Annotated in this window: 25 protein-coding genes and 1 riboswitch; of the genes, 7 read left to right on the top strand and 18 right to left on the bottom strand. The window is 61.3% G+C overall.

Annotated elements, in window-relative coordinates:
* Complete coding sequence (locus PSH96_RS20560) at positions 1 to 393, top strand: YbaN family protein (protein WP_305454696.1); 393 nt, start codon at positions 1 to 3, stop codon at positions 391 to 393.
* 119 nt (positions 394 to 512) lie between these two features.
* The gene (locus PSH96_RS20565; RefSeq protein ID WP_236370781.1) at positions 513 to 3983 is read left to right on the top strand and encodes a PAS domain-containing hybrid sensor histidine kinase/response regulator; all 3471 of its coding nucleotides are present in this window, start codon (positions 513 to 515) and stop codon (positions 3981 to 3983) included.
* Between the two features lie 64 nt (positions 3984 to 4047).
* On the opposite strand, the gene rmuC is transcribed toward PSH96_RS20565, so the two are convergent.
* Both rmuC and PSH96_RS20575 read right to left on the bottom strand, forming a co-directional pair.
* Positions 4048 to 5412 carry a DNA recombination protein RmuC gene (gene rmuC, locus PSH96_RS20570; RefSeq protein WP_305460126.1) on the bottom strand — a complete coding sequence of 455 codons (1365 nt, stop codon included), beginning with the start codon at positions 5410 to 5412 and terminating at the stop codon, positions 4048 to 4050.
* A gap of 175 nt (positions 5413 to 5587) precedes the next feature.
* The gene (locus PSH96_RS20575) at positions 5588 to 5911 is read right to left on the bottom strand and encodes a hypothetical protein (RefSeq protein WP_056861445.1); all 324 of its coding nucleotides are present in this window, start codon (positions 5909 to 5911) and stop codon (positions 5588 to 5590) included.
* A 461-nt stretch (positions 5912 to 6372) separates the two neighbouring features.
* Here PSH96_RS20575 and PSH96_RS20580 point away from each other — a divergent pair, with 461 nt between their 5' ends.
* The 4 genes from PSH96_RS20580 to PSH96_RS20595 all read left to right on the top strand — a co-directional run bounded on the left by PSH96_RS20580 (position 6373) and on the right by PSH96_RS20595 (position 9553).
* Positions 6373 to 6678: a hypothetical protein gene (locus tag PSH96_RS20580; protein ID WP_305454702.1), complete on the top strand. Its 306-nt coding sequence runs from the start codon at positions 6373 to 6375 to the stop codon at positions 6676 to 6678.
* A gap of 442 nt (positions 6679 to 7120) precedes the next feature.
* Entirely contained in the window at positions 7121 to 7345 is a 225-nt protein-coding gene (locus PSH96_RS20585) for a hypothetical protein (RefSeq protein ID WP_005790139.1), read from the top strand.
* A 277-nt stretch (positions 7346 to 7622) separates the two neighbouring features.
* Complete coding sequence (locus PSH96_RS20590) at positions 7623 to 8105, top strand: hypothetical protein (protein ID WP_056861447.1); 483 nt, start codon at positions 7623 to 7625, stop codon at positions 8103 to 8105.
* Positions 8106 to 8251: 146 nt separating this feature from the next.
* The gene (locus tag PSH96_RS20595) at positions 8252 to 9553 is read left to right on the top strand and encodes an OmpP1/FadL family transporter (protein ID WP_305454704.1); all 1302 of its coding nucleotides are present in this window, start codon (positions 8252 to 8254) and stop codon (positions 9551 to 9553) included.
* A gap of 63 nt (positions 9554 to 9616) precedes the next feature.
* On the opposite strand, the gene PSH96_RS20600 is transcribed toward PSH96_RS20595, so the two are convergent.
* The 13 genes from PSH96_RS20600 to cobO all read right to left on the bottom strand — a co-directional run bounded on the left by PSH96_RS20600 (position 9617) and on the right by cobO (position 21410).
* Complete coding sequence (locus PSH96_RS20600; protein ID WP_058422151.1) at positions 9617 to 10165, bottom strand: glutathione peroxidase; 549 nt, start codon at positions 10163 to 10165, stop codon at positions 9617 to 9619.
* Positions 10166 to 10314: 149 nt separating this feature from the next.
* Positions 10315 to 11514 (bottom strand): MFS transporter, encoded by a 1200-nt coding sequence (locus PSH96_RS20605; protein ID WP_178076253.1) that lies wholly within the window; start codon positions 11512 to 11514, stop codon positions 10315 to 10317.
* 64 nt (positions 11515 to 11578) lie between these two features.
* A complete protein-coding gene (locus PSH96_RS20610; protein ID WP_305454706.1) occupies positions 11579 to 11983 on the bottom strand; it encodes a MarR family winged helix-turn-helix transcriptional regulator in 405 nt (134 codons plus the stop codon).
* Positions 11984 to 12025: 42 nt separating this feature from the next.
* On the bottom strand, positions 12026 to 12754 hold the full coding sequence (locus tag PSH96_RS20615) for an adenosylcobinamide-GDP ribazoletransferase (RefSeq protein ID WP_305454707.1): 729 nt from the start codon (positions 12752 to 12754) through the stop codon (positions 12026 to 12028).
* Positions 12755 to 12756: 2 nt separating this feature from the next.
* The gene (cobC, locus tag PSH96_RS20620; RefSeq protein WP_305454708.1) at positions 12757 to 13332 is read right to left on the bottom strand and encodes an alpha-ribazole phosphatase family protein; all 576 of its coding nucleotides are present in this window, start codon (positions 13330 to 13332) and stop codon (positions 12757 to 12759) included.
* Entirely contained in the window at positions 13329 to 14384 is a 1056-nt protein-coding gene (gene cobT, locus PSH96_RS20625) for a nicotinate-nucleotide--dimethylbenzimidazole phosphoribosyltransferase (protein ID WP_305454710.1), read from the bottom strand. Before cobT ends, cobC begins: the two co-directional genes overlap by 4 nt.
* Complete coding sequence (cobU, locus tag PSH96_RS20630) at positions 14381 to 14902, bottom strand: bifunctional adenosylcobinamide kinase/adenosylcobinamide-phosphate guanylyltransferase (protein WP_305454711.1); 522 nt, start codon at positions 14900 to 14902, stop codon at positions 14381 to 14383. The genes cobT and cobU overlap by 4 nt, the downstream gene beginning before the upstream one ends.
* Before the next feature lie 514 nt (positions 14903 to 15416).
* Positions 15417 to 16868: a cobyric acid synthase gene (locus tag PSH96_RS20635; RefSeq protein ID WP_305454713.1), complete on the bottom strand. Its 1452-nt coding sequence runs from the start codon at positions 16866 to 16868 to the stop codon at positions 15417 to 15419.
* Positions 16865 to 17854, bottom strand: coding sequence for a threonine-phosphate decarboxylase CobD (gene cobD, locus PSH96_RS20640; protein ID WP_305454715.1), 990 nt, complete (start codon positions 17852 to 17854; stop codon positions 16865 to 16867). The genes PSH96_RS20635 and cobD overlap by 4 nt, the downstream gene beginning before the upstream one ends.
* Entirely contained in the window at positions 17847 to 18755 is a 909-nt protein-coding gene (cbiB, locus tag PSH96_RS20645; RefSeq protein WP_305454716.1) for an adenosylcobinamide-phosphate synthase CbiB, read from the bottom strand. Before cbiB ends, cobD begins: the two co-directional genes overlap by 8 nt.
* Complete coding sequence (gene bluB / locus PSH96_RS20650; RefSeq protein ID WP_305454718.1) at positions 18752 to 19402, bottom strand: 5,6-dimethylbenzimidazole synthase; 651 nt, start codon at positions 19400 to 19402, stop codon at positions 18752 to 18754. Before bluB ends, cbiB begins: the two co-directional genes overlap by 4 nt.
* Positions 19399 to 20802 (bottom strand): cobyrinate a,c-diamide synthase, encoded by a 1404-nt coding sequence (locus PSH96_RS20655; protein WP_305454720.1) that lies wholly within the window; start codon positions 20800 to 20802, stop codon positions 19399 to 19401. Before PSH96_RS20655 ends, bluB begins: the two co-directional genes overlap by 4 nt.
* Positions 20799 to 21410, bottom strand: coding sequence for a cob(I)yrinic acid a,c-diamide adenosyltransferase (gene cobO, locus PSH96_RS20660; RefSeq protein ID WP_025855821.1), 612 nt, complete (start codon positions 21408 to 21410; stop codon positions 20799 to 20801). Before cobO ends, PSH96_RS20655 begins: the two co-directional genes overlap by 4 nt.
* Positions 21411 to 21488: 78 nt before the next feature.
* Positions 21489 to 21740, bottom strand: a riboswitch (cobalamin riboswitch).
* Between the two features lie 99 nt (positions 21741 to 21839).
* On the opposite strand from cobO, the gene PSH96_RS20665 reads away from it, so the two are divergent.
* On the top strand, positions 21840 to 23153 hold the full coding sequence (locus tag PSH96_RS20665; protein ID WP_305454723.1) for a sorbosone dehydrogenase family protein: 1314 nt from the start codon (positions 21840 to 21842) through the stop codon (positions 23151 to 23153).
* 539 nt (positions 23154 to 23692) lie between these two features.
* On the opposite strand, the gene PSH96_RS20670 is transcribed toward PSH96_RS20665, so the two are convergent.
* The 3 genes from PSH96_RS20670 to hda all read right to left on the bottom strand — a co-directional run bounded on the left by PSH96_RS20670 (position 23693) and on the right by hda (position 25939).
* The gene (locus tag PSH96_RS20670; RefSeq protein ID WP_056861462.1) at positions 23693 to 24232 is read right to left on the bottom strand and encodes a C40 family peptidase; all 540 of its coding nucleotides are present in this window, start codon (positions 24230 to 24232) and stop codon (positions 23693 to 23695) included.
* 144 nt (positions 24233 to 24376) lie between these two features.
* Entirely contained in the window at positions 24377 to 25021 is a 645-nt protein-coding gene (locus tag PSH96_RS20675; RefSeq protein WP_305454726.1) for a C40 family peptidase, read from the bottom strand.
* A 213-nt stretch (positions 25022 to 25234) separates the two neighbouring features.
* On the bottom strand, positions 25235 to 25939 hold the full coding sequence (gene hda / locus PSH96_RS20680; RefSeq protein ID WP_017134884.1) for a DnaA regulatory inactivator Hda: 705 nt from the start codon (positions 25937 to 25939) through the stop codon (positions 25235 to 25237).
* Between the last annotated feature and the right edge of the window lie 57 nt (positions 25940 to 25996).

Here is a 25996-nt window from a genome sequence, read left to right on the forward strand (position 1 = left end):
ATGACGCCCATGGGCAAGCGCTCACTGCTCCTGCGCTACGTGCTGCTGGCCATCGGCTGGCTGAGCGTAGCGCTGGGCGTGATCGGTATCTTCCTGCCGGTATTGCCGACCACCCCCTTCCTGCTACTCGCCGCCGCCTGCTTCGCTCGAAGCTCCCCGCGTTTCTACCAATGGCTGGTGGAACATCCGCGCCTGGGCCCGTGGATCAAAGACTATCTGGATGGCAATGGCATTCCGCTCAAGGGCAAGGTGTATGCCATTGGGTTGATGTGGCTGAGCATTGGGTTTTCCTGCTACCTGGTGCCGCTGCCTTGGGCACGTGGGTTTATGCTGACCAGTGCGGTGTTGGTAACCGTCTACATCTTGCGCCAGAAAACCCTGCCACCGCGATAAACACGCACTGCGACATTCGATCCCACACGACCTTGGTCGACACTGACTAACCCCCGGCATCATGCGAGACTGTCCCACCGGGCTCGGAATGCCCGGGTGTTCTTATGCTCGGAGTTACCATGACGCTGTCCAGCGGGCTGATCGCCGCCGTTGCCCTGGCCTATATGGCCATTATGTTTGCCATCGCCTTTTACGGTGATCGCCGCCACGCGCCATTGCCGCCGCGAATGCGTGCCTGGGTATACAGCCTGTCGCTGGCCGTTTATTGCACCAGTTGGACCTTCTTCGGCGCCGTGGGCCAGGCCGCCGAGCAGCTGTGGGCGTTTTTACCGATCTACCTGGGACCTGTGCTGCTGCTGGTGCTGGCACCCTGGGTGCTGCAAAAGATGATCCTGATCAGCAAGCAGGAAAACATCACCTCCATTGCCGACTTTATCGCCGCACGCTACGGCAAATCCCAATCACTGGCCGTGGTGGTGGCGTTGATCTGCCTGGTCGGCGTGCTGCCCTATATCGCCCTGCAACTCAAAGGCATCGTGCTGGGCGTGAACCTGTTGATCGGCTCCGGCCCCGACACCACCGGCACCCGCGCCCAGGACACCGCGTTGATCGTGTCGCTGGTATTGGCGCTGTTCACCATTGTGTTCGGTACCCGCAACCTCGATGCTACCGAACACCACCGTGGCATGGTGCTGGCGATTGCGTTTGAATCCCTGGTGAAGTTGTTTGCCTTTCTGGCGGTCGGCGCATTCGTGACCTTCGGCCTGTACGACGGTTTTGGCGATCTGTTCAGCCAGGCCATGCTCGCCCCGCGCCTTGAAGAATACTGGACAGAAACCATCAACTGGCCGTCGATGGTGGTGCAGACCGGCGTAGCGATGATGGCGATCATCTGCCTGCCCCGGCAGTTTCACGTCACGGTGGTAGAGAACATCGACCCGCAGGATTTGCGCCTGGCCAAGTGGGTGTTCCCGGCCTACCTGATCCTCGCCGCGCTGTTCGTCATCCCTATCGCCCTCGGCGGCAAAATGCTCTTGCCCGCCTCGGTATTGCCGGACTCCTACGTGATCAGCCTGCCCATGGCCGAAGCGCACCCGGCCCTTGCCGTGCTGGCGTTTATCGGCGGTGCCTCGGCGGCAACCGGCATGGTGATTGTGGCGAGTATTGCCTTGTCGACCATGGTCTCCAACGACATGTTGCTGCCGTGGCTGTTGCGCCGCTCCAGCGCCGAGCGGCCGTTTGAAGTATTCCGCCACTGGATGCTGTCGGTGCGCCGGGTCAGCATTGTGATCATCCTGTTGCTGGCCTACGTGAGTTACCGCCTGCTCGGCTCCAGCGCGAGCCTGGCGACCATCGGCCAGATTGCGTTCGCCGCCGTTACCCAACTGGCGCCCGCGATGCTCGGCGCGTTGTATTGGAAGCAGGCCAACCGACGCGGCGTGTTTGCCGGTTTGGCGGCAGGCACTTTCCTGTGGTTCTACACCTTGGTCCTACCGGTGACGGCGAAAAGCCTGGGCTGGTCGTTAAGCCTTTTCCCCGGCCTGACGTGGATGCATTCGCACCCCTTTGGTTTCACCGTCACCTCGCTGACCCTGGGCACTGTGTTTTCCCTGGCGGGCAACTTCACGCTGTTTGTGTGGGTGTCGATGCTGTCGCGCACACGGGTGTCCGAGCATTGGCAGGCCGGGCGCTTTATCGGCCAGGAAATCAGCCAGCGCGCCAATGCGCGCTCGATGCTGTCGGTGCAGATCAGCGACCTGCTCAGCCTCGCCGCACGTTTTGTCGGCGAGGAACGCGCCCAGCAGAGCTTTATCCGTTTCGCCTATCGTCAGGGCAAAGGCTTCAACCCGAACCAGAACGCTGATAACGACTGGATCGCCCACACTGAACGCTTGCTGGCCGGCGTGCTCGGCGCCTCGTCGACACGCGCAGTGGTAAAAGCCGCGATTGAAGGTCGGGAAATGCAGCTGGAGGACGTCGTACGCATCGCCGACGAAGCCTCCGAGGTGTTGCAGTTCAACCGCGCGTTGCTGCAAGGCGCGATCGAAAACATCACCCAGGGCATCAGTGTGGTCGACCAGTCCCTCAAGCTGGTGGCCTGGAACCGCCGCTATCTGGAACTGTTCAACTACCCTGAAGGCCTGATCAGCGTGGGTCGGCCGATTGCCGACATCATTCGCTACAACGCCGAGCGCGGCCTGTGCGGGCCGGGTGAAGCCCAAGTGCACGTAGCACGCCGTCTGCACTGGATGCGCCAGGGCCGCGCGCACACTTCCGAGCGTTTATTCCCGAATGGCCGAGTGATCGAGCTGATCGGCAACCCGATGCCTGGCGGTGGGTTTGTCATGAGCTTTACCGACATCACAGCGTTCCGTGAAGCCGAGCAGGCGCTGACCGAAGCCAACGAAGGCCTTGAGCAACGGGTAACCGAGCGCACCCATGAACTGTCTCAGCTCAATGTTGCACTGACCGATGCCAAGGGCGTGGCCGAATCCGCCAGCCAGTCGAAGACCCGCTTCCTTGCGGCTGTCAGCCACGACCTGATGCAACCCTTGAACGCCGCACGCCTGTTCTCCGCCGCCCTCTCCCACCAGCACGACGGCTTGTCTGCCGAGGCCCGGCAATTGGTGCAGCACTTGGACAGTTCGCTGCGCTCGGCCGAAGATTTGATCAGCGACCTGCTGGATATTTCACGCCTGGAAAACGGCAAGATCAACCCGCAGCGCCAGCCCTTTGTGCTCAACGAGCTGTTCGACACCCTCGGCGCCGAATTCAAGGCACTGGCTCAGGAGCAGGGCCTGCGTTTCCGCCTGCGCGGCAGCCGGTTGCGGGTGGACAGCGACATCAAGTTGCTCAGGCGAATTCTGCAGAATTTTCTCACCAACGCGTTCCGCTATGCCGACGGCCCCGTGCTACTGGGCGTGCGCAGGCGCAAGGGCGAACTGTGTCTGGAAGTGTGGGACCGTGGCCCTGGCATTCCGCTGGATAAACAGAAGGTCATCTTCGAAGAGTTCAAGCGCCTGGACAGCCACCAGACCCGCGCCGAGAAAGGCCTGGGCCTGGGCCTGGCAATCGCCGACGGCCTGTGCCGCGTACTCGGGCATACGTTGAGCGTGCGCTCGTGGCCGGGCCAAGGCAGCGTGTTCAGCGTGCGCGTGCCGCTGGCGCGCAACCAGGCCAGCCCGCAGGTCAAGATCGCACAAGACAATGGGCTGCCATTAAGCGGCGCGCAGGTGCTGTGCGTGGACAACGAAGAAAGCATCCTGATCGGCATGCGCAGCCTGCTGACGCGCTGGGGCTGCGAAGTGTGGACCGCCACCGACCAGGCGCAATGTGCGGCGCTGCTGGCCGAGGGAGTGCGCCCGCAACTGGCGTTGGTGGATTACCACCTGGACCACGGCGAGACGGGCACGGAGCTGATGGGCTGGCTGCGGGCGCAGTTGGCGGAGCCGATTCCCGGGGTGGTGATCAGTGCCGATGGGCGACCGGAGATGGTCGCCGAGGTACATGCCGCGGGGCTGGATTACTTGGCCAAGCCGGTAAAACCGGCGGCGTTGCGGGCGTTGTTGAGTCGGCATTTGCCGCTTTAATAAACAGTGTAATCGGTCAAAAATGTGGGAGCGGGCTTGCCCGCTCCCACATTTCGGATTGCATTTACTCGGGCAGATGCGCCACACCGTCGGAATCGGTCATTGCGCGTTCGAGCAAATCCGCCGGCAGGCTTTTGCTCGCACGCGCGCCCAGCAACCGCAATTGCTCGGTGCGGCTGACCAGATTCCCACGCCCATCTGTCAGCTTGTTACGCGCTGCGCTGTAAGCCTTATCCAACTGTTGCAGACGGTTGCCCACTTCGTCCAGGTCCTGGATAAACAGCACGAACTTGTCGTACAGCCAGCCGGCCCGTTCGGCGATTTCCCGCGCATTCTGGCTTTGGCGCTCCTGCTTCCACAGGCTGTCGATCACCCGCAGGGTGGCGAGCAAGGTAGTGGGGCTGACAATCACGATATGGCGGTCGAACGCTTCCTGGAACAGGTTAGGCTCGGCCTGCAGGGCAGCGGAAAATGCGGCCTCAATGGGCACGAACAGCAATACGAAATCCAGGCTGTGCAGCCCTTCCAGGCGCTTGTAATCCTTGCCGGCCAAGCCTTTGACGTGGTTACGCAGGGACAAGACATGCTGCTTGAGGGCCGCCTGGCCAATCACCTCATCCTCCGCCGCGACGTATTGCTGATAGGCCGTGAGGCTGACCTTGGAATCGACCACCACCTGCTTGTCGCCCGGCAGCATGATCAGCACATCCGGCTGGAAGCGCTCGCCGTCCGGCCCTTTGAGGCTCACCTGGGTCTGGTACTCGCGGCCCTTCTCCAGCCCCGCATGCTCCAGCACCCGCTCAAGAATCAGTTCGCCCCAGTTACCCTGGGTTTTCTGGCCCTTGAGGGCGCGGGTCAGGTTGGTGGCTTCGTCCGACAGGCGCAGGTTCAATTGCTGCAGACGCTCAAGCTCTTTGGCCAGGGAAAAACGCTCGCGGGCTTCGTTCTGATAGCTTTCTTCTACCCGCTTTTCGAAGGACTGGATGCGTTCCTTCAACGGGTCAAGCAATTGGCCCAGGCGCTCCTGGCTGGTTTCGGCGAAACGCTGCTCGCGCTCATCGAAGATCTTCCCAGCCAGCTCGGCAAACTGCGCGCGCAGCTCATCGCGCGAACCTTGCAGGTCGGCAAGACGTTGTTGATGGCTGTCCTGTTGTTCACGCAATTCGGCGCGCAAGGCGGCTGACAGCGCATCGAGGCGGCGCAGCTCGGTTTCCTTGGCGCTGCGGTCGAGGTTCCAGGCGTGGGCGGCGTCGCGGGCGTTATCGCGGTCGATTTGCAGCAGTTCGACTTCGCGGCGCATGGCGGCCAGGTCGGCCTGTTTTGCGGCATTGGCCTGGCTGAGGTCACTGATTTCATCGCGGCTGGCGTCCAGTTGCGCTGCCAGCCCTTCCTGGGCCAGTTGCGCGGTCGCCAGGCGCTCTTCGAGCAGCTCCCAGCCGGTCATGCGTGCGGTCAGTCGTCGTTGAATCTGCCAGCACAGGGCCAATAAAGGCACTGCTGCACCCGCCAGACCCAAGGCAATACTGGTCCAGTCAAAAACCATAGCCATTTCTGCCATTACCGAAAAGGAGCAAGGTTAACCAAGCGCGGGGCTTGAGGACAGCTCAGTCTTCGACCTGCCCCAGCTCGCGCAGGGCGCGGCGGTCACCGGCACGGGCGGCCAGGCGCAGCAGGTCGTGGCCAATGCGGCGGTCACGGGCGTTGCCGCACTCGCGGCACATCAACTGGCCCAGGCGGCTTTGGGCGGCGACGACGCCATCGCGGGCCGGCTGCTTGAGCAGGCGCCCGGCGAAGTGCTTGATGTTGGCGTTGTGCCCCAACCTCGGGCTGTCGAGCAGCCACAAGGCAACCTTCAGCGAAAAGCGCTTGGGTGCGGTAACAGTTTGAGGGGTGTCGGTAACAGAAGGTGATACTGAGCGAAACTTCATAAAGCACTGTGGGACAGATTGGAAGGCGCGCCACTCTACTCTTTTTTTCGCGCAGGTAAAGCTGGAAAAATCCTACACGCCCGTTCTAGAGCAAGCGCTTGGGACAATCCACAGAAGCTGTGGATAACTCAGTGGACAACCCACCTTGAACCCGCGCAAAGCCCCATGAAACGGGGGCCGCAGTCAAACTGACGATTTTTTCACCAATAAAAAAAAGTGATGTTTTTCATTGACTTAAATTTTCGATGCAGGCAAACAACGGCGCTTTCGGGCAGTTGACAGAGTGGTTACACACCGCGCAACTAATGTGCACAAGTACCCATCCACTGGTTATATCACCGCCGTTTTTTGCTTCAACCCGCTTGGGAATGTTACCGGCCCGCAGGAACAGAGGACTTTTCAAATCCACCTCGGCTCGCCACACTCATGCCCCCATCGACGTAACTCTCCTGTAGGCGCTGATGAAAGGAATCCTGTTATTTGCCGTGTTGCTGCTCGCCATCTGCGCGACCTCACTGGGCATCAATGCAGCGCTGCCCTCGCCTGACGGCGCGTTGTTCGCCATCGCCATCCTGTTATCGGCGGCCTTTACTGCCGTCAGCTTGTGCATTGAGCTGGGAGACGGCCGGATCAATGACATGCGCGACGTGATGAAGGTAATCGAGACCGGCCGCTCCTGGCGCCTGACCCTCGCGGCCTACGGCCTGGGTTGCTCGCTGGCCGCCGCCGTGACGGTGCTGGTCTATCGTGACTTGCTCGGCGGCTGATAAAAGTTTTTTTGCTCAGCCGCTTCCCTTCCCGGATTCGATCCGTTACTATCCGCGGCGTTAGTACCAAGCTGAAAGTCAATTCTGGTCGAACCAATCCCCTGAACAACACGGGAGCGACCACCTCGATGGTTTCCAGGTATCACTTGCGACGACACTGCCTTTGAACATGCAAAGGGTGTCGCGAAGTCTCAATACTCTGACCGAACCAACCTGCAAATTGATCAGGATCTTCACCCTGGGCCCAGAACCTTTGCCCCTGTTGTGTTGCCTGCCCTCCTAAGTACCTACCTGCCAGCCCAAGCGCGCCAACTTAATAGCGCTTCAAACTGGCTGCTTTGTTCCAGTCAGGTTCTTCGTTTGATCAATGGTGATCAACGTTACTGGAACGTTTTAACGCTGCACGGTTCTTATCCGTGTCATTTGTAGGAACACCAATAATATGAACGCTCAAATCCATACTCAGGATGCCATTCGCACCCTCACCAACGCTTTTGCACCAATGAACTGCCTGATCATGGCCGCTCGCAAAGGCTGCTTCAGCTTCACCCTGGTCAACGAACACGGCATCGCTCGTCACAGCGAACGCCTGTACCCCGATCAATACTCCAGCGCAGAGCCGCTGCAGGCCGTGATCGAGCGTACCCGTCAGGCACTGACTGCCTGATCGACCCGAGTCGCTGAAACACAAAAACCCTGTTTAAAAAGCAGGGTTTTTTATTGCCTGAAATTTGCCATCGAAACATTTTGACTAAGTTCAAATAGATATAAACATTATAACTAAATGAAGAAGATGTTTTAAAAACAGTCCTTTACATCGTGAATATGACACTACACTTCAACTCAAGCGGCATGATCCGCTTGCGACGGGCCTGAGATCCGATTCACAGCTGCCAAGCCCCCCTCTCAGGCACCGTCGACCACTTTCATGGACCGAGGCTTGTATGGGTATCGCCGCCAGCGAATTGTGTCGTTATGTGATCCGGCCGACGTTGATTTACCTCGGCCGCCATGACGCGACAGCCGAAGCCCTGCTTCTGGGCATTGCCGCCAGCCAGTCGGAACTCGGCTCCGCCCTGCACGACCGGCGTGGCCACGGCCTGTACAGCATCACCGAACCGCGCCACCGCGCACTTTGGGACCACTACCTCGCACGCGACCCCGAGCGCGCCAGCCTGGTACGCGGCCTGGCCAGCCAGCACGCATTCCTCAGTGCGCCCCAGCTTGAGCTGACCGTCAACCTGCGTTACGCAACCGCAATTGCCTGGCTGCTGGTGGAGCAACACAGCCCTGCCCTGCCGGCGCCGGGCGATGTACTGGCCATGGCGCGTATCTGGAAAGAAATATTTCACCCTCAAGGGCGGCTGCGGGATTTCACCCAAGCCTGGCAAACCTGTGTTTCACCCATGAATCAGGTCACTTGTTGATCAGGCGTTTTGCAAGGTTCGGCTAAAAACGTTGATTTTGGTCGGATTGTCCTACAAAACCGCTCTATCTCCTGCATTACAGCCTATAGCGCTAACTTAAATTTATTGTTACTTTCCGCAGCGGTGATCACCACGGAGTTCTAATAATGAAAAAAGTAATGCTCAAGACCACACTTAGCCTCGCCGTTGCAATGGCCTCCACCCAACTGTTCGCGAGCGGCTTTGCCCTCAACGAGCAAGACGTCGCGGGTATGGGCACGGGTTTCGCAGGCCGTTCTTCTTCTGCCGATAACGCCAGCACTGTCTATGGTAACCCTGCCGGTATGGCTCGCCTTGAAGGCCAGCAAATCACCGGTGGTGTCGCAGCCATTGACGCTTCTACCGACATCAAGGACGCCAGCGGTCGCTCACGCGGCAGCAACAAAGGCGACATGGTGCCGTTCACCGCGGTCCCTTTTGGTTTCTACACCAACAAACTAAACGACCAGTGGGCAATCGGCTTTGGCGTTTATGCGCCGTTCGGCCTGAAGACTGACTATGAACGCGGCTTCCAGGGCCGAGCATTCGGCAACAAAAGTGAAGTGGCGGTCATCACCTTCCAGCCGACTGTGAGCTACGCCTTCAACGACAAAGTGTCGATCGGTTTTGGCCCGACCATCAACCGCATCTCCGGCACGCTTGAGTCGCAGCCAAACCTTAGTTTGCTGCCATTGCCTGGCCTCGCAGGCACGGGTGACAGCAAAGTCAAAGTCAAAGGCGACGACACTGCCCTGGGCTTCAACGCCGGTATCCTGGTGCAAGCCACCGACACTACCCGCGTGGGCCTGACGTATCACTCGAAAGTGAAGTACAAGCTTGAAGGCCATACAGAGGTTACTCCAGGCACCGGCGTTCCAGCTGCCTACCTGGGTGCCGGTCGTTACGACGCGTCGCTGAAAGTTGACACCCCTGAATCCTGGGATGCCTCGGTCACTCAAGACCTGAGCAGCGACTGGAAATTATACGGCGGTGCAACCTGGACACGCTGGAGCCGCCTGAAAGACATTACCGTCAACAACGAAGGCGTGACCCGTGCTGGCGGTGCGCTCGCACCTCAGATCGTCGGCCAGATCAAAGAGCCGCAAAACTGGCACGACACCTGGGCCTATGCCATCGGTACTTCGTACCAGGTCACCAAACAAGTGGTACTGCGTACCGGTCTGACCTTCGACCAGTCGCCTACCAACAACACTGACCGTTCGCCACGTATTCCGACCGGTGACCGGACCATCTTCAGCGTTGGCCTGGGCTACGCTGTGATGGACAATATGACCATCGACCTGGCGTACTCCTACCTCAAGGAAGAGCCGGTCAAGGTCAACAAGCAGAACGCGCTGGGCCAAACCTATGCGTCCAAGTACGAAAACAGCGCCAACGGCTTCGGGCTGGGCATGACGTACAAGTTCTGATTCAAGCTGTATAAAAAGCCCCGCCCTCCTGCACAGGAGGCGGGGCTTTTTAATGGCCGACGATCAGGGTTTGGAAGCCAATGCTTCTTCCACTGCCTTGATCAAGTCCGGGCTGTCCGGCTTGGTCAAACTGGAGAAATTGGCAATCACCTTGCCCTGGCGATCGACCACATACTTGTAGAAATTCCACTTCGGTGCGCTGGTCTGCTGCGCGAGGATCTTGAACAGATGCACCGCGTCCGGTCCTTTGACTTTTTGCGGCTCGGTCATGGTGAAGGTCACGCCGTAATTCACGTAACAGACTTTGGCGGTCTCTTCACCGGTCTTGGCTTCCTGCTTGAAGTCATCGGACGGCACGCCAATCACTTCCAGCCCCTGGCCCTTGTAGCGCTGGTACAAGGCTTCGAGGCCTTTGAACTGCGGCGCGAAGCCGCAGAAACTGGCGGTGTTGACGATCACCAGAGGTTTGCCGGCAAAGCGCTGGCACAGATCGATGGATTCCTTGGCGCGCAGCTTGGGCAATTGGCCCTCAAGCAACGGCGGGCAATTGGCGGCCATGGCAACACTGCCAATGGCCATCAGGACGGGTACTGCAAGCCAGCGCATCTGCATGTCGTGAGTCCTTAACATTTCCAGACCACGAACTTAACAGATCGACATACCCAGTTGCATCAACGCCAGCCCACCACGCTGCCAGCCCCACCAGGCCAGCAGCATCAGCACGACCAGCGCCGCTACCGTCAAACACCGTGCCGTCACACTCATGCCGCCTCCATCTGCGCCTGCAAGCGCGCCACCGGCCGCTCGCGCACCGGCCAGTTCAGCGCGGCGGCGAGCAGGCTGAGCAGAATCGCCACCTGCCAGATCAAATCGTAGTTGCCGGTTCGATCATAGACCACCCCGCCCAACCAGCCGCCAAGGAACGACCCGAGTTGGTGGAACAGGAACACGATCCCACCGAGCATCGAGAGGTTTCGCACACCAAACAAGGTTGCGACGGTGCCGTTGGTCAGCGGCACCGTGGACAGCCACAAAAAGCCCATGGCCATGCCAAACAGGTAGGCCGTGACTTCGGTGACCGGCGCCCACAGGAACAACACGATGACCACCGCACGCAGCAGGTACAGGCCGGTGAGCAAGCGCGGCTTGGACATGCGCCCGCCGAGCCAGCCGGCAGTGTAGGTGCCGAACACATTAAACAGACCAATCAAGGCCAGCACCGTGGTGCCCACCGTGGCGGGCAAGTGCTGGTCGACCAGATACGCCGGCAGGTGCACACCGATAAACACCACCTGGAAACCGCAAACAAAGAAACCGAATGCCAGCAACCAGAAACCGGAATGGGAACAGGCTTCTTTCAAGGCTTCGCGCAAGGTTTGCTGGCCAGTCACCACCGGCAGCGGCTTATCCTTGAGCATCGCCACCAGCGGCAGAATCAGCGCTACCATCAGGCCCAGTGCCAACAGGGCGGCCGACCAGCCCAGCCAGCCGATCAAGCCCAAGGTGCCGGGCACCATGGCGAACTGGCCAAACGAGCCTGCGGCGCTGGCGATGCCCATGGCCATGCTGCGTTTTTCCGGCGGCACCGCGCGGCCGACCACGCCGAGAATCACCGAAAACGAGGTGCCCGACAGGCCGATACCAATCAGCAAGCCGGCACTCAACGACAATGACCACGCCGAGTCGGACATGCCCATCAACACCAGGCCCACGGCGTACAGCACGCCGCCGACAAACACCGCTTTGGTCGCGCCAAAACGATCGGCCAGGGCGCCGGTAAACGGCTGCGCCAAGCCCCAGATCAAGTTCTGCAAGGCGATAGCGAAGGCAAACGTCTCACGCCCCCAGCCAAATTCGTTGCTCATCGGCGCCAGGAACAGGCCAAAGCCATGCCGCACGCCCAAGGACAACGCCAGGATCAGCGCACTCCCTACAAGGATCCAACCACTGGTGCGCCACATCGAGGTCATGTTCTTATTCTCCGCTCGCGGGTATATACCCGCTTGTAATCGAACAAACTCGCGCTCAGGCGAGTTCATCCAGCAAGGCCAACAAGGTTTCGCGCTTTTCGGCGCCTAACTGATCAATCAATTTTTGCTGCGCCGCTTCCCAGGCCGGTAACGCCGCAGCCAGCCGCTCTTCGCCGGTTTGCGTCAACAGCACCAGGCGGTTGCGCAAGTCATCACCCTCGACCAACTGCACCAGGCCTTCGCCTTCCAGCACGCGCAAGTTGCGCCCCAGGGTGCTGCGATCCAGGCCCATGGCGTCGGCCAGGCTGGAGATACTCGGTTGGTCGAGACGCTGCAAGTTGCACAGCAAAGAATACTGGGCGACGTTGATCCCGAAGCCGTCGAGAGCGCCGTCGTAATGCCTGCTGACGCCACGGGCGGCACGTCGCAGGTTGGTGCATAAACATTGGGAGGCAAGCATGGAACGTGTATATACCCGCGATTAAGGAAATGCAAGAAAGTGTTACAGAGCCAAACCGATCAATACCGCGACTTCCAGCAGCTCCAGCAACGCACCGGCTGTGTCGCCGGTGGTGCCGCCCAACCGGTTGACCATCAATTGGCGCAGACCGATAAAACACAGCGCAGCCAGCAAAACCGCCAGCCCACCGCTGAAACCGCCAATCAGGATGCAGGCCAGGCCACTGAGGATCAGCACCTGTTGGCCGACAACCCGCGGTAAATGGTCCGACAGCGCCTGACCCAAACCGCCTGCACGCACGTAGCGTGTGGTTAGGAACAGCGCCAACATCGAAGCGCGCCCGATCAACGGCGCCAGGATCAATGCAGCGCCATTTTGTTGCTCGATCAGCGCCACCAGCGCGGTGAACTTGAGCAACAGCACCAAACCCAGGGTGACCACGGCAATCGGCCCGCTGCGCGGGTCTTTCATGATGGTCAGGGTGCGCTCACGGTCGCCGAAACCACCGAGCCAGGCATCGGCGCTGTCCGCCAGGCCGTCCAGGTGCAGGCCACCGCTAAGCAACACCCACGCCGTCAGCAATAAGGCGGCATGCAGCAACAACGGCGCGCCCATCAATACGCTGTTCAGCGCCCATAACAGCACGCCGAACAACAGCCCGACCACGGGATAAAACAGCAGCGAACGCCCCAGCTCCTGAGGCTGCGGCATGCCCGGCAAACGAATCGGCAGGCTGCTGAGAAATTGCAGGGCGATCCAGAATGGCAGCATCGTCAGGCTCCTTCCTTCAACACGCCATCGGCCAAGACTTGCAGGCTGAACAACCCGCCATGGCCGACTTCGACATTCAATAACTGCTCACGTGGCAAACCACGCGCCTGCGCCAAAAGCAGACGCATCACGCCACCGTGACTGATCAGCAACACGCGCTCACCGGCATAAGCCTGATGCAAACGTGAGACGGCGCCCAGGACACGGCGGGAAAAGTCACTGACCGGCTCGCCCTCAGGCGGTGTGAAGCTGTAGGGATCGGCCCAGAACAGGCCCAGACCTTCGGCGTCGGTTTCCATCAGCGCCGCTGCGCTGTGCCCTTCCCAGGCGCCGAAGTGCAATTCCTGCAGGTCTTTTTCCAGGCTCACCGGCAAACCCAGGCGTGTGCCCAACTCTTGGGCGAACAGCGCGCAACGTTGCAACGGCGAACTGATCACGCGGTCCCAAGGCCCCTGCTCTGCCACGGCGGCGCGCATCTGTGCCCAACCCTTGTCGGTCAAGGCGTCGTCGAGACTGCCGCGCAGACCGCCACCCAGCTCGGTTTCGCCGTGGCGCAACAGGTCCAGGTGCAAGGTCATGCCGGGCGGTCTGCCACGGCCGCTTCGGCGAAAGTCGCCATTTGCCCGTGCAGCGCGCACGCCAGGCGCAGCAACGGCACCGCCAGCGCCGCACCACTGCCCTCGCCCAGGCGCAGGCCGAGTTGCAGCAAGGGTTCGGCGTTAAGGTGTTGCAGCACGTGACGATGGCCCGGCTCGGCGCCACCGTGGCCGAACACCAGCCATTCGCGACACGCCGGGTTCAGGCGCGTGGCAACCAGTGCGGCGACGGTGCAGATAAACCCGTCCACCAGCACGACGATGCCTGCTTGTGCGCAGGCCAGGTAAGCACCGACCAACGCGGCAATTTCAAACCCACCGAGGTTGAACAGCGTGTGCAATGCGTCATCGCGCTGCCCGGCATGCCGCGCCAATGCGCGCTCGATAACTGCCACTTTGTGGCTGACGCCTTGGGCGTTCAAACCGGTGCCCGGGCCGGTGAGGTCGCTGACTTTGCAATCGAGCAGTGCGCACGCCAAGGCACTGGCGGCGGTGGTATTACCGATGCCCATTTCGCCGCCGATAAACAGCTGAGCGCCGCTTTCCAATGCGCGACGCGCGCTGTCACGACCGGCTTGCAGTGCCAGGCGGCCCTGGGCTTCGGTCATGGCCGGGCCGTTGACGAAATTGGCGGTGCCCGCGCCGATGTTCAGGTGACGCACGCCGGGCAGGTTCAGCGACGGCGTCACCGTGCCGAGGTCGACCACTTCCAGCTGCGCATCCAGCTGGCGAGCCAACACACTGATGGCCGCGCCGCCGGTAACGAAGTTGTGCAGCATTTGCCCGGTCACTTCCTGGGGAAACGCCGACACGCCCTCGGCGACCACGCCATGGTCACCGGCAAAAATGGCGATCCACACTGGGTCCACCAATGGTTTGACCTGACCTTGCAGGCCGGCCAGTTGCACCGCCACCGCCTCGAGCTGGCCGAGCGAACCGGCCGGTTTGGTCAGCTGTTGCTGGCGTGCCAGCGCGTGTTCGTGCGCCGCCGTGTCGACGGCCTTGCAGGGGTTGAGCCACCAGGTGTCAGTCATAACGCAGTACCTTTCAAAGTCAGGGGCAGGCCGGCGACCGTCAGGACAACACGCTGACACCGCTCGGCCAAGGCTTGATGCAGCCAACCGGCTTCATCCACATAGCGGCGAGTCAATTCGCCCAGCGGCACGACACCCATTCCGGTTTCGTTGCTGACAAAAATAATTTCTCCCGGCAGCGCTGCCAGGGTGTGCAGCAATAGATCGCGCTCCAGCGCCATGCGCGCCGGGTCTTCGAGCATCAGCAGATTGGTGAGCCACAGGGTCAGGCAATCCACCAGCAGGCAGCGACCGGCAGCGGCGTTTTCGCGCAGTATGCGGGCCAGTTCGATGGGTTCTTCAATCAGGCCCCAATGATCGGGACGCCGCTCACGGTGATGCGCGACACGTGCGCTCATCTCGCCGTCCAGCGGCTGGCTGGTGGCGATGTAGATGACGGGCAAGCTGCTGTCGCTGGCAAGTTTTTCGGCCAGGCGGCTTTTGCCGGAGCGGGCACCGCCGAGGATTAATTGATGCATGGGGTAGCACCTTGTTCGGCGGGTGGAGAGGTTGGGGTGTGCAGCGGCGAGTGGGGTGAGCCAGATAGGCATGCAGTGTCTGAGCCATCGCCATCGCAGGCAAGCCAGCTCCCACAGGAGGGCAGATTCGCTTTGGATCTGGCGGTTGATCTGGCTTTTGATTTTGATCTCAGTCGCCCCGTTAAACCACGCTGGCCGAACGCAGGTTTGAAGCCGTGGGTAACCCGGCAGGACGCCGGGTTAGCCGCGCTGGGCCAAGGATGGCCCATCGCGGCGGCCCACGGATTCAAGCCTGCGTTCGGGCACACCGAGCCCAGGCGAGGTGCCGAGTGGTGGGGCGAAGACTTTTTGGTTACTTTTGTGTCTTTACAAAAGTGACCCGCTGTAAGAGCGGAACCATAAGTGGGCGTTACCCAACTGACGGATATGTACACCGACAAACCGCCTTCGCAGGCAAGCCAGCTCCCACATTTTGACCGGGTTGTGTCAGCCACGCCGCGATCGTAAGACACCGTTAGAGCCCGCATAGCTTGCGCAACAACGCGGTATCCAGATGGTTCTCCACCAGGTCCGCCAAACGCTCGATATCGCGCTCGCGCAAGGCGTGGTAATCCACCTCCTGCACGTCCTGTAACCCAGCCCAGCGCAACAAGGCGCTGCACGCGGCGGGGCTTTCGAACAGGCCGTGCAGGTAGGTGCCGAGGATCTGCCCGTCGGCACTCTGGGCGCCGTCACTGCGGCCATCATCCAGCCGCACGGCGGCGTTCGCCAGCGCTTCACCGCAAGTCACGCCGGCGTGAATCTCATAACCACTGACCTCGGCATCTTCCAGCAACAACCGCCCTCGCACATTACGCAGTTGCTTCTGTGCTTCCAGGGTCGTACTGAACGCCAGCAGCCCCAAGCCTTCACTGGAGCCGGCCGGCCCCTCCAGCCCGAGCGGGTCATGCAGCTGCTCGCCGAGCATCTGCAAGCCGCCGCAAATCCCCAGCACCTTGCCACCGTAGCGCAAGTGCCGAGCCACGGCAGTGTCCCAGCCATTGCCACGCAGATAGGCCAGGTCACTGCGCACGCTTTTGGAGCCCGGCAGGATAATCAGGTCGGCTGGCGGAATCGGCTGGCCCGGCCCGACAAACTGCAAATCCACCTGGGGGTGCAGGCGCAGCGGGTCGAAATCGGTGTGGTTGCTGATGCGCGGCAAAACCGGCACCACCACCTTGAGCACTTGGGCAGCCTTGTCGATCTGGCGCTGGTCGATGCCATCTTCGGCTTCCAGGTGCAGGTCCATCACGTAAGGCAGCACGCCCACCACGGGCTTGCCGGTGCGCGCTTCCAACCAGTCGAGGCCAGGCTGCAACAAGGCGATATCGCCGCGAAACCGGTTGATGATGAAGCCCTTGACCCGCGCCTGCTCGGTCGGCGAAAGCAATTCCAGGGTGCCGACCAGATGGGCGAACACGCCGCCACGATTGATATCGGCGATCAACAACACCGGGCAATCCACCGCTTCGGCAAAGCCCATGTTGGCAATGTCATTGGCGCGCAGATTGATTTCCGCAGGCGACCCCGCGCCCTCCACCATCACCACCGGGTAGGCCGCGCTCAGGCGTGTGTGGGAGGCCAGCACCGCCTGCATCGCGATGGCTTTATAGTCGTGATAAGCCACGGCGTTCATGCTGGTTACGGCGCGACCGTGAATGATCACTTGGGAGCCGGTGTCACTGTTGGGTTTGAGCAGCACCGGGTTCATGTCGGTGTGCGGCGCGAGGTTGGCGGCTTGGGCTTGCACCGCCTGGGCGCGGCCGATCTCGCCGCCTTCAGCGGTCACGGCACTGTTGAGCGCCATGTTCTGCGGCTTGAACGGCGCCACCGCGATGCCCTGGCGTACCAGCCAGCGGCACAGCGCGGTCACCAGAGTACTTTTGCCGGCGTCGGAGGTGGCGCCTTGCACCATCAGCGTACTCATGGGGCTTCCTTGTAGACGGCCAGGGCTTCGTCGAGTCGCAGCCAATCTGCCTCAGTATCGGGCAAGCCAAAGCGCAGGCTGCTGTCGTGGACAAACAGGCGCAACAGAATGCCGCGCTGGGCCATGAATTCATGCATGCGTTCGGCGTGTGGGGTGATCAGCCACTGGAACAAGGCGCAGCCGCCGTGGGGTTGAAAGCCGTGGCGTTCGAGCAGGTCAAACAAGCGCCGGCCTGCTTCGATACAGCGCTCACGCTGACGAGCCTGCCCGGCGGTATCACGCAGGCACACTTGGCCGAGCACGCGGGTCGGCCCGCTGACGGCCCACGGCCCCACCTGCTCGGCCAACAGCCGCAGCAACCTGCGCTCGGCCAGCACGAAGCCCAGGCGCACACCGGCCAGGCCGAAAAATTTGCCGAACGAGCGCAGCACGATCAGGCCAACATGATGGGTATGGCTGGCCAGGCTCAGCTCTGGAGTGACGTCCATGAACGCCTCGTCCACCACCAGCCAACCGCCGCGTTGTGCCAGCCGTGCGTGCCAGTCCAGCAGGCGTTGCGGGCTCAGGCTCAGGCCGGTGGGGTTGTTGGGGTTGACCACCACCAGCACGTCGAGGCTGTCGAGAAAGAAGTCGACTTCCTGCTCCTGCACTTCGCGCACCACATACCCGGCGCGGCGCCAGGCTTCGGCGTGCTCGGCGTAACAGGGCGACAACACGCCAACCTTGCCGGAACGGCGCAGGCGCGGCAGCAGCTGGATCGCTGCCTGGGAGCCCGGCACCGGCAGCAGGTGGGCGGCGCCGTAATAGTCGCAGGCGGCCTTTTCCAGGCCGTCATCGGCTTCCGGCAAACGCGCCCACGCGCGCAACGGGATCTCGGGGATCGGCCAGGGCCAGGGCGCGAGGCCGCTGGACAGGTCGAGCCAATCGGCCTCGGCAATGCCGTACTCAATCACCGCCTTACGCAGGCGCCCACCGTGCTCAAGCATACAATTGCGCCCCCGCGCAGAGGATCAACAGCCATAACCAAACGCCACGCTGCACCAGTTGCCAGCCACGGTCGATGGCGTCGGCATCGGCGGCAGGGCCTTCGCCCAATTGCGGGCGTTGATGCAGCTCGCCGTGATAGATCGCCGCGCCACCCAGCTCGACGCCCAAGGCACCCGCCCCGGCCGCCATCACCGGACCCGCGTTGGGGCTGTCCCAGGTCGGGCCCTGGGTGCGCCAGCATCTGAGCGCCAGGCGAGTTTTGCCCAACACGGCGTAGGTCAGTGCCACCAGCCGTGCAGGAATATAGTTGAGCACATCGTCGATCCTGGCCGCTGCCCAGCCAAAGCGCTCGAAGCGTTCGTTGCGATAGCCCCACATGGCGTCGAGGGTGTTGCTCAGGCGGTACAGCACCACGCCCGGCACACCGGCGACCACAAACCAGAACAACGCGGCAAACACCGCGTCGCTGCCGTTCTCCAGCACTGACTCGGTGGCGGCGCGGGCGACTTCGGTGCTGTCCAGCTCGCTGGTCTGGCGACTGACCAGATAACTCACGCGTTTGCGCGCTTCATCCAGGTCACCGCTGCGCAACGCCTGCGCAACCGGCATCACATGCTCACCCAGGCTGCGCATGCCCAGCGCCAGGTACAGCGCCAGGATTTCCAGGACCCAGCCGATATAGGGCGCCCATGACAACGCAGTGGCCAGCAGCGTCAGCGGCACCACGGCGATAAACCATGCGGTCACGCCGTGGCTGCGCCAGCCACGGCCACCGGTGTTGAAACGTTGCTCGATGCGCCCGGCGAAATTGCCGAACGCCACCAGCGGATGCCAGCGCCTGGGTTCGCCCAGCAGCGCATCCAGCGCCACCGCAGCGACACACAGCAAGGCCACACTCATTGACTCACTCCCCACACATTCTCATACAACATGTCACTCAGCGGCCGTGGTTCGGTCCAGCCTTCGAGTTGCAACATCGGTGCCGGGTAGAACTCGGCCACCGGGCCCAGGCACAGCACAGCCAGGGGTTTGGCCCCGGGCGGCAGGCCCAGCAGGTCGGCCAGCGCTTGTGGCTCGAACAGCGAGACCCAGCCCATGCCAAGGCCCTCGACGCGGGCGGCCAGCCAGAGATTCTGGATCGCGCAGGACAATGACGCCATGTCCATCTCCGGCAAGGTGCGCCGGCCAAAGATGTGGCGCTCGCGGTCATCCATCAACGCGGCCACCAAGACTTCGGCGCAGTCGTGGATACCTTCGACCTTAAGCTTCATGAACTCATCGGAGCGCTCGCCCAAGGCTTCGGCGGTGCGCACGCGTTCTTCCTCCACCAACTGCTGAATGTTCCCACGCAGTTGACGGTCGCTGATGCGGATAAACCGCCAGGGTTGCATCAAGCCCACGCTGGGCGCCTGGTGTGCGGCCTGAAGCAGGCGGTGCAGCAATTCGGGCGCGACCGTGCCGCCGGTGAAGTGGCGCATGTCGCGGCGTTCGGCGATGGCGCGGTAGACGGCTTGGCGGTCGGCGTGGGGATAGGCGTTGTCCGTCATGGCCCTATCGCGGGCAAGCCCGCTCCCACATTTTGATGTGTGAACTCGGTCAATGTGGGAGCTGGCTTGTCGGGTCGCCGCATCGCTGCGATGGCGGTCTCAAGGGTTGGCGCAAAGAGTGCAGCCACCGCCGTCGGGTTGGACGGAAAATAAAAGTGTACATAGGAAGCCGTCATCCGCCCCTGCCGATACACCGCTTCCGCCCCGCGCCCTCCATTGGGGCTCAGGCCACGGGCAATCGGCTGCCATTCGGTGCTGGTCAGGGAATGGTGATAGGTGTGACCACGCAGCACGCCTTCGGGCAACTCGACACTTTGCAGCGCCAGGGCCGCGAGTTTCTTTTGCATCACCGCATCGCCTTGCAACAGGCCGACCAGTTCGGCACGGGTGCCGTGCACGTCGGTGAGCGAATCCAGCAGGTAGAGCATGCCACCACATTCAGCCAGCAGCGGTTTGCCAGCCGCATGATGGGCGCGGATAGCCGCAAGCATCGGGGTGTTTTCGGACAGTGCCTGGTGATGCAATTCGGGATAGCCACCGGGCAGGTAGAGACTGTCGGCGTCGGGCAACTGGCGATCGTGGATCGGCGAGAAAAACGTCAGCTCTGCGCCCATTGCCCGCAACAGATCCAGGCTGGCGCCGTAAGTGAAAGCGAAGGCTTCATCACGGGCCACGGCAATACGCACACCCGCCAACAGCGGCTCGGCTTCAATCAGTTGCGGCGCGGCGAACGTCACCGGCGGCGGCAACGCCACTTCGCAGCTGCTGCCCAGCGCCTGGGCTGCGGCGTCCAGGCGGGCATCAAGGTCATTGAGTTCACTGGCTTGCACCAGGCCCAGGTGACGACTCGGCAATTCAATCCCCGTTTCACGGGACAACGCGCCATACCAGCGCAGGCCTTCGGTGAGGCTGCCTTCGAGCAATTGCGCATGACGCAAGGTGCCGACGCGATTGGCCAGCACACCGGCGAACGGCAAGTCCGGCTGGTAGCGCGCCAGGCCCAGCGCCAGGGCACCGAAGGTCTGGGCCATGGCGGTGCCGTCGATCACACCGAGCACCGGCACACCAAAGTGCCGCGCCAGGTCGGCGCTCGAGGGTGTGCCGTCAAACAACCCCATTACGCCTTCGATGAGGATCAGGTCAGCCTCGCCCGCCGCTTCCCACAGCAAGCGGCGACTTTCCTGCTCGCCCACCATCCACATGTCCAACTGATACACAGGCGCACCGCTGGCACGCTCGTGGATCATCGGGTCGAGAAAGTCCGGCCCGCATTTGAACACGCGCACCTTGCGCCCCAGGTTACGGTGCAAGCGGGCAAGCGCGGCGGTGACGGTGGTTTTGCCCTGGCCGGATGCCGGTGCGGCGATCAATACGGCCGGGCAATGACGGGGCTGATTCAAAGTTCGACGCCCTTCTGTGCCTTGATACCGGCCTGGAACGCGTGCTTGAGCATGCCCATTTCGGTGACGGTGTCGCCCATTTCAATCAGCTCGGGCTTGGCGCCACGGCCCGTCACCACAACGTGCTGCATGGGTGGGCGGGCCTGCAGGTCGCTGAGTACCTGGTCCAGATCGAGGTAGCCGTGCTTGAGGGCAATGTTCAGTTCGTCCAGTACCACCAGGCCGATGGCCGGGTCTTGCAGCAATTCGCGGGAAACCGCCCAGGCGGCTTCGGCGGCGGCGATGTCGCGCTGGCGGTCCTGGGTTTCCCAGGTGAAGCCTTCACCCATCACATGAAAACGCACTTGCTCGGGGAAGCGCCGGAAAAACAGTTCCTCGCCGGTGCTGTTGCGCCCCTTGATGAACTGCACCACGCCGCATTGCATGCCGTGGCCCATGGCGCGGGCGAGCATGCCGAACGCCGAGCTGCTTTTGCCTTTGCCGTTACCGGTCAGCACCAGCAGCAAGCCGCACTCGTTTGGGGAATTGGCGATACGCTCGTCGATCACGGCTTTTTTGCGCAGCATGCGCGCCAGGTGGCGTTCGTCGCGGTCGGGGGAATCAGTCATGGCAGCTCTCCGTTGGGGCTGGACAAAAACGGCGGGCAGGAAAAAAGAAAAACAGACAGCCAAGCATCGCCCACCGTGATGCTGTTGGATGATCCAGGCCGGTCTCCGGGCTCATAAGTGGCGCTCTGCTTAAAGCGCGAGCAGGCCAACGGCGCGCCTTCCCATATCACGCGGATACAGTGGCAAAAAGCACCGTTTTGACTCATTTACCGTTGCGGGGGCAGCGCCGGAATTGCAGCTGCGCTGTGTACAAGCGCGCTCACTCACCGGCTTCCCTGTTTCACTCTGTCGGCACATCGGCCACAGAGCACCTGGAACAAGCCGCGAAGGTTAGTGGGTTGGGGGTGGAGCGTCAATTAAAGCTGGCTTTGCACTTGAACCATCCGACTGCCGCGCTTCTCTACCTTTACAGGTATTAAGGAGAAAACCATGCACAAAACCAGACTCGCCTTACTGATCATGCTGGCAGGCACCCTCGCCGCCTGCGGTGAAAGCTCTACCTTGCAGGTCTCGGACGGCACCGGGCCATCGCCCAAACTGCCGGAGCCGAACAAAACCCTGATCCCCACCGTCAACATCGCCCCGGCGATCGGCTGGCCGGACGGCGCCAAGCCGACAGCCGCCGCCGGTACACAGGTGGCGGCGTTTGCCGAAGGCCTGGATCACCCGCGCTGGCTCTACGTATTGCCCAATGGTGATGTGTTGGTCGCCGAAACGAACTCGCCGCCCAAGCCGGACGACGCCACCGGCATTCGCGGCTGGGTGATGGAGAAAGTCATGGGCCGCGCCGGCGCGGGCGTGCCAAGCCCAAACCGCATCACACTGCTGCGCGATGCCGACCATGATGGCGTGGCCGAGACGCGCACGGTATTTCTGGAGAACCTCAATTCGCCGTTTGGCATGACGCTGGTGGGTAACGACCTGTACGTCGCCGACTCGGACAAACTGCTGCGCTTCCCTTATCAGCCGGGCGAAACCGCGATCAAGGCAGCCGGCACCAAGGTGGTGGACCTGCCGGGCGGCAGCATCAACCACCACTGGACCAAAAACGTGGTGGCCAGCAAGGACGGCAGCAAGTTGTATGTGAGTGTCGGCTCCAACAGTAACGTCGGCGAAAACGGCCTGGACGCGGAACAAGGCCGCGCAGCGATCTGGGAAGTTGACCGCGCCACGGGCCAGCACCGGATTTTTGCCTCCGGCCTGCGCAACCCCAACGGCATGGCCTGGGAACCGCAGAGCGGCAAGCTGTGGACGGCGGTCAACGAGCGCGATGAGATCGGCAGCGACCTGGTGCCGGACTACATCACCTCGGTGAAAGATGGCGCGTTTTATGGCTGGCCCTTCAGTTATTACGGCCAGCATGTGGACGTGCGTGTCTCGCCGCAAAACCTCGACCTGGTCGCCAAGGCCATCGCCCCGGACTATGCCGTGGGGCCGCACACTGCGTCATTGGGGCTGACGTTTGCCGAGGGCAGCAAACTCCCGGCGCAGTTCAGCAACGGCGCATTTATCGGCCAGCATGGTTCGTGGAACCGCAAGCCGCACAGTGGCTACAAGGTGATTTTCGTGCCGTTCGAAGGTGGGCAACCCAAGGGGCAGCCGGTGGATGTGCTGACCGGGTTTCTCAATAAAGACGAGAAAGCCATGGGCCGGCCGGTGGGCGTGGTGATTGATCAGCAGGGGGATTTGCTGGTGGCCGATGATGTGGGGAATAAAGTGTGGCGGGTGTCGGCGGCTAAGTAACTGCCTTGTAGGGGGCTCATGTGGGAGCTGGCTTGCCTGCGATACAGACACCTCGGTACATCAGGTACACCGAGTTGATGCCATCGCAGGCAAGCCAGCTCCCACCTTTGACCGAGTATGGCTCTGCTGTTGCTGTCGCTGTTGCTCTGGCCCTTACATCCCTTTTCGATGACGAAGTCAGCGGTCTTTTGATCTGCGCTTTTGATCGTGATCTTGATCTGAAATCGCCCCGTCAAACACGATGGCCGGAATCTGACAGTGATTTGGGGGGTAAACCGGCAGGGATGCCGGTTTAGCCGCGCTGGGCCAAGGATGGCCCATCGCGGCGGCCCCCCAAATCACTGTCGGATTGCGGGCATGCCGAGCCATAGCGAGGCACCGAGTGTTGGGGCGAGGACCTTTTGGTTACTTTTGCGTCCTTGCAAAAGTGACCCGCTGTAAGAGCGGAACCATAGGCAGCCGTTACCGCAGCAACGGATATGCACACCAATAACCCGCTATCGCAGGCAAGCCAGCTCCGACACTTGGGCCTGAGCGACTTAAGGATTACGCGCCAGGCTCGCCGGCAACACGCGCTTGGCGCTCAGGTAGGCATTTTGCCAATAGGCCTTGGACAAGGTGTCCAACTTCACCGTACCGCCCGTTTGCGGCGCGTGTACGAATCGCCCTTCACCCACGTAGATACCTGCGTGGCTTACTCGCGAGCCGCCGCCGGTGGCGAAGAAGATCAGGTCGCCGGTTTGCAGGTTGTTTTCGCTCACATCCTGAGCGCGCATCACGATCAATTCGCGGGTAGTGCGCGGCAGGCTGATGCCGGCGGCGTCACGGTAGACAAAGCCGATCAGGCCACTGCAATCAAACCCGGAGTCCGGCGTATTGCCGCCCCAACGGTAAGGTGTGCCGACCAGGCCCAGCGCACGAAAGAGCACGTCTTCGGCAGCCGGCGAGAAATTTTGGGTGGAATAGTTGAACACCGGCTTGGGCTTGACCGCGACAGGCGCAGGCGGCGGTGGACGGCTTGCGCAGGCGCTGAGGAGCGCGGCACATACCAGCAAAATGAGGCGTGCTGAGGTCGACATGGGCAGAACAATCCTGATCTGGATGCGGCTTTCGCTGCCGAACGCTGAAAACCAGAACGCGCAAGCAAAGCTCGCGCGAACGGATTACAACAATGTCCAGGGATTCTAGCGCTTACACGTCAAACTTCAAGTATCACTTTAACTTTACTTACTAGCGGTAACCGTAGTCGGGGCCATGGCGAGTGCGCGCTTGGCTTCGATGAAGGTTTTGCTCCAGTAGCTGTCGCCCAGGTTGTCGACTCGAACACCGCCACTGCGACGGCTGCTGGAGTGGATAAACTGGTTATCGCCCAAGTAGATACCGGCGTGGCTTACACGACCGCGGCCTGCCGTACTAAAGAAAAGCAGATCACCGGGCTTGAGGTTGTTGCGTGCGACCAACGGTGCATCCACGTTGATCATTTCACGTGTCGAGCGTGGCAGGTTCATGCCGGCTTCTTCACGGAACAGGTAGCCGATAAAGCCGCTGCAGTCGAAACCGGCTTCAGAGGTACCGCCGAAACGGTAACGGGTACCGATCAGGGACATGCCGCGTTCGAGGATGCTGTCGGCCAGAACGGGAAGCTGGTAAGGCTTGCTGCCGGCGAAGTTGGCCAGTTCTTTCTCGGTTGCCTGCTCTTCTTTATAAAGAGCTTCCTGATAGACAGTGGAAGACTGCGCTGCAACGAACTTTGCCTGATTTTGAACCTGTGGTTTTTGCTGCTCAGCCACGTTTTGAGTGTGGGTGGCGCAACCAAACAACAGGGTAACGAGTGCGAGAGGCACGAGGGGTGCGAAGCGATTTAGCATGGGCACGACCGTGGCTGATGTGTAAAGAAGTCGAGACTATGCCCTCTATCACATCGATTTGCAAATTCAATCGTGATCTATGTGACTTCTTGTTTGGACTATGACATCTAAGCCCTTAACACCCTATTCATGCCTGTTGCGTGGCCAAACCGGCCCAAACGCAGGTTTTCTGACGCCTGGAAGTTGCCGAAAACCTTGCTGGACAAGGGCTGGCTACCAGCCGAGGGTTTCCTTAAGAAACGGAATGGTCAGCTTGCGCTGGGCCTGCAGCGAGGCTTGATCGAGCTGTTCGAGCAAATCGAACAACGCGCTCATGCTGCGGGTGCCACGGGTGAGGATAAAGTGCCCGACTTCGTCGGTGAGGTGCAGACCGCGACGCGATGCGCGCAATTGCAGGGCACGCAGCTTGTCTTCATCGGAGAGCGGGCGCATCTGGAAGATCAGCGCCAGGGTCAGGCGTGACTTGAGGTCAGCCAGTTTTACCGGCAGCTCACGCGGCGAGGTAGACGCGGCAATCAACAGGCGCCGGCCGCTGTCACGCAGGCGGTTGAACAGGTGAAACAGCGCCTCTTCCCAATCTGCCTTGCCGGCGATGGCCTGCAGGTCATCCAGGCACACCAGTTCGTATTGCTCAAGGTGGTCGAAGATGCCGATGCCACGGTCCATCAGCTCAGCCAGCGGCAAATAAACTGCCGGCTCGCCCATCTGCTCGAAGCGCAGGCAGGCCGCCTGCAACAGGTGGGTACGCCCCACGCCGTGTTTGCCCCACAGATAGATCAGGCTTTCAGTCCACCCGGCGTCGGCTTCGCAGAGCCGCTCGACATAGCCGAGTGCAGCGGCATTGGCGCCTGGGTAGTAATTGATAAAGGTGGCGTCGTCACGCAGACGCACACCCAAGGGCAGCTGAATCGGTTTCATGCTGACTGAACGGCTCCAAACGAACCGTTAGTGGCCTCTGTGTAAAGTTTGCAAAGT

The sequence above is a fragment of the Pseudomonas sp. FP2338 genome, from assembly GCF_030687515.1.
Lineage (GTDB): Bacteria > Pseudomonadota > Gammaproteobacteria > Pseudomonadales > Pseudomonadaceae > Aquipseudomonas > Aquipseudomonas salomonii.

Bases quoted from the DNA above. Each gene is read 5' to 3' on its own strand.
- PSH96_RS20575 (WP_056861445.1), bottom strand. From the start codon at position 5,911: ATGAAGTTTCGCTCAGTATCACCTTCTGTTACCGACACCCCTCAAACT.
- PSH96_RS20585 (WP_005790139.1), top strand. From the start codon at position 7,121: ATGAACGCTCAAATCCATACTCAGGATGCCATTCGCACCCTCACCAAC.
- PSH96_RS20595 (WP_305454704.1), top strand. From the start codon at position 8,252: ATGAAAAAAGTAATGCTCAAGACCACACTTAGCCTCGCCGTTGCAATG.
- PSH96_RS20600 (WP_058422151.1), bottom strand. From the start codon at position 10,165: ATGCAGATGCGCTGGCTTGCAGTACCCGTCCTGATGGCCATTGGCAGT.
- PSH96_RS20635 (WP_305454713.1), bottom strand. From the start codon at position 16,868: ATGAGTACGCTGATGGTGCAAGGCGCCACCTCCGACGCCGGCAAAAGT.
- PSH96_RS20565 (WP_236370781.1), top strand. From the start codon at position 513: ATGACGCTGTCCAGCGGGCTGATCGCCGCCGTTGCCCTGGCCTATATG.
- cobC (WP_305454708.1), bottom strand. From the start codon at position 13,332: ATGACCTTGCACCTGGACCTGTTGCGCCACGGCGAAACCGAGCTGGGT.
- hda (WP_017134884.1), bottom strand. From the start codon at position 25,939: ATGAAACCGATTCAGCTGCCCTTGGGTGTGCGTCTGCGTGACGACGCC.
- cobO (WP_025855821.1), bottom strand. From the start codon at position 21,410: ATGACTGATTCCCCCGACCGCGACGAACGCCACCTGGCGCGCATGCTG.
- cobU (WP_305454711.1), bottom strand. From the start codon at position 14,902: ATGCATCAATTAATCCTCGGCGGTGCCCGCTCCGGCAAAAGCCGCCTG.
- cobD (WP_305454715.1), bottom strand. From the start codon at position 17,854: ATGCTTGAGCACGGTGGGCGCCTGCGTAAGGCGGTGATTGAGTACGGC.
- PSH96_RS20615 (WP_305454707.1), bottom strand. From the start codon at position 12,754: ATGCTGCCATTCTGGATCGCCCTGCAATTTCTCAGCAGCCTGCCGATT.
- PSH96_RS20580 (WP_305454702.1), top strand. From the start codon at position 6,373: ATGAAAGGAATCCTGTTATTTGCCGTGTTGCTGCTCGCCATCTGCGCG.
- PSH96_RS20590 (WP_056861447.1), top strand. From the start codon at position 7,623: ATGGGTATCGCCGCCAGCGAATTGTGTCGTTATGTGATCCGGCCGACG.
- PSH96_RS20670 (WP_056861462.1), bottom strand. From the start codon at position 24,232: ATGTCGACCTCAGCACGCCTCATTTTGCTGGTATGTGCCGCGCTCCTC.
- PSH96_RS20675 (WP_305454726.1), bottom strand. From the start codon at position 25,021: ATGCTAAATCGCTTCGCACCCCTCGTGCCTCTCGCACTCGTTACCCTG.
- cobT (WP_305454710.1), bottom strand. From the start codon at position 14,384: ATGACTGACACCTGGTGGCTCAACCCCTGCAAGGCCGTCGACACGGCG.
- bluB (WP_305454718.1), bottom strand. From the start codon at position 19,402: ATGACGGACAACGCCTATCCCCACGCCGACCGCCAAGCCGTCTACCGC.
- PSH96_RS20610 (WP_305454706.1), bottom strand. From the start codon at position 11,983: ATGCTTGCCTCCCAATGTTTATGCACCAACCTGCGACGTGCCGCCCGT.
- cbiB (WP_305454716.1), bottom strand. From the start codon at position 18,755: ATGAGTGTGGCCTTGCTGTGTGTCGCTGCGGTGGCGCTGGATGCGCTG.
- PSH96_RS20560 (WP_305454696.1), top strand. From the start codon at position 1: ATGACGCCCATGGGCAAGCGCTCACTGCTCCTGCGCTACGTGCTGCTG.
- PSH96_RS20605 (WP_178076253.1), bottom strand. From the start codon at position 11,514: ATGTGGCGCACCAGTGGTTGGATCCTTGTAGGGAGTGCGCTGATCCTG.
- PSH96_RS20665 (WP_305454723.1), top strand. From the start codon at position 21,840: ATGCACAAAACCAGACTCGCCTTACTGATCATGCTGGCAGGCACCCTC.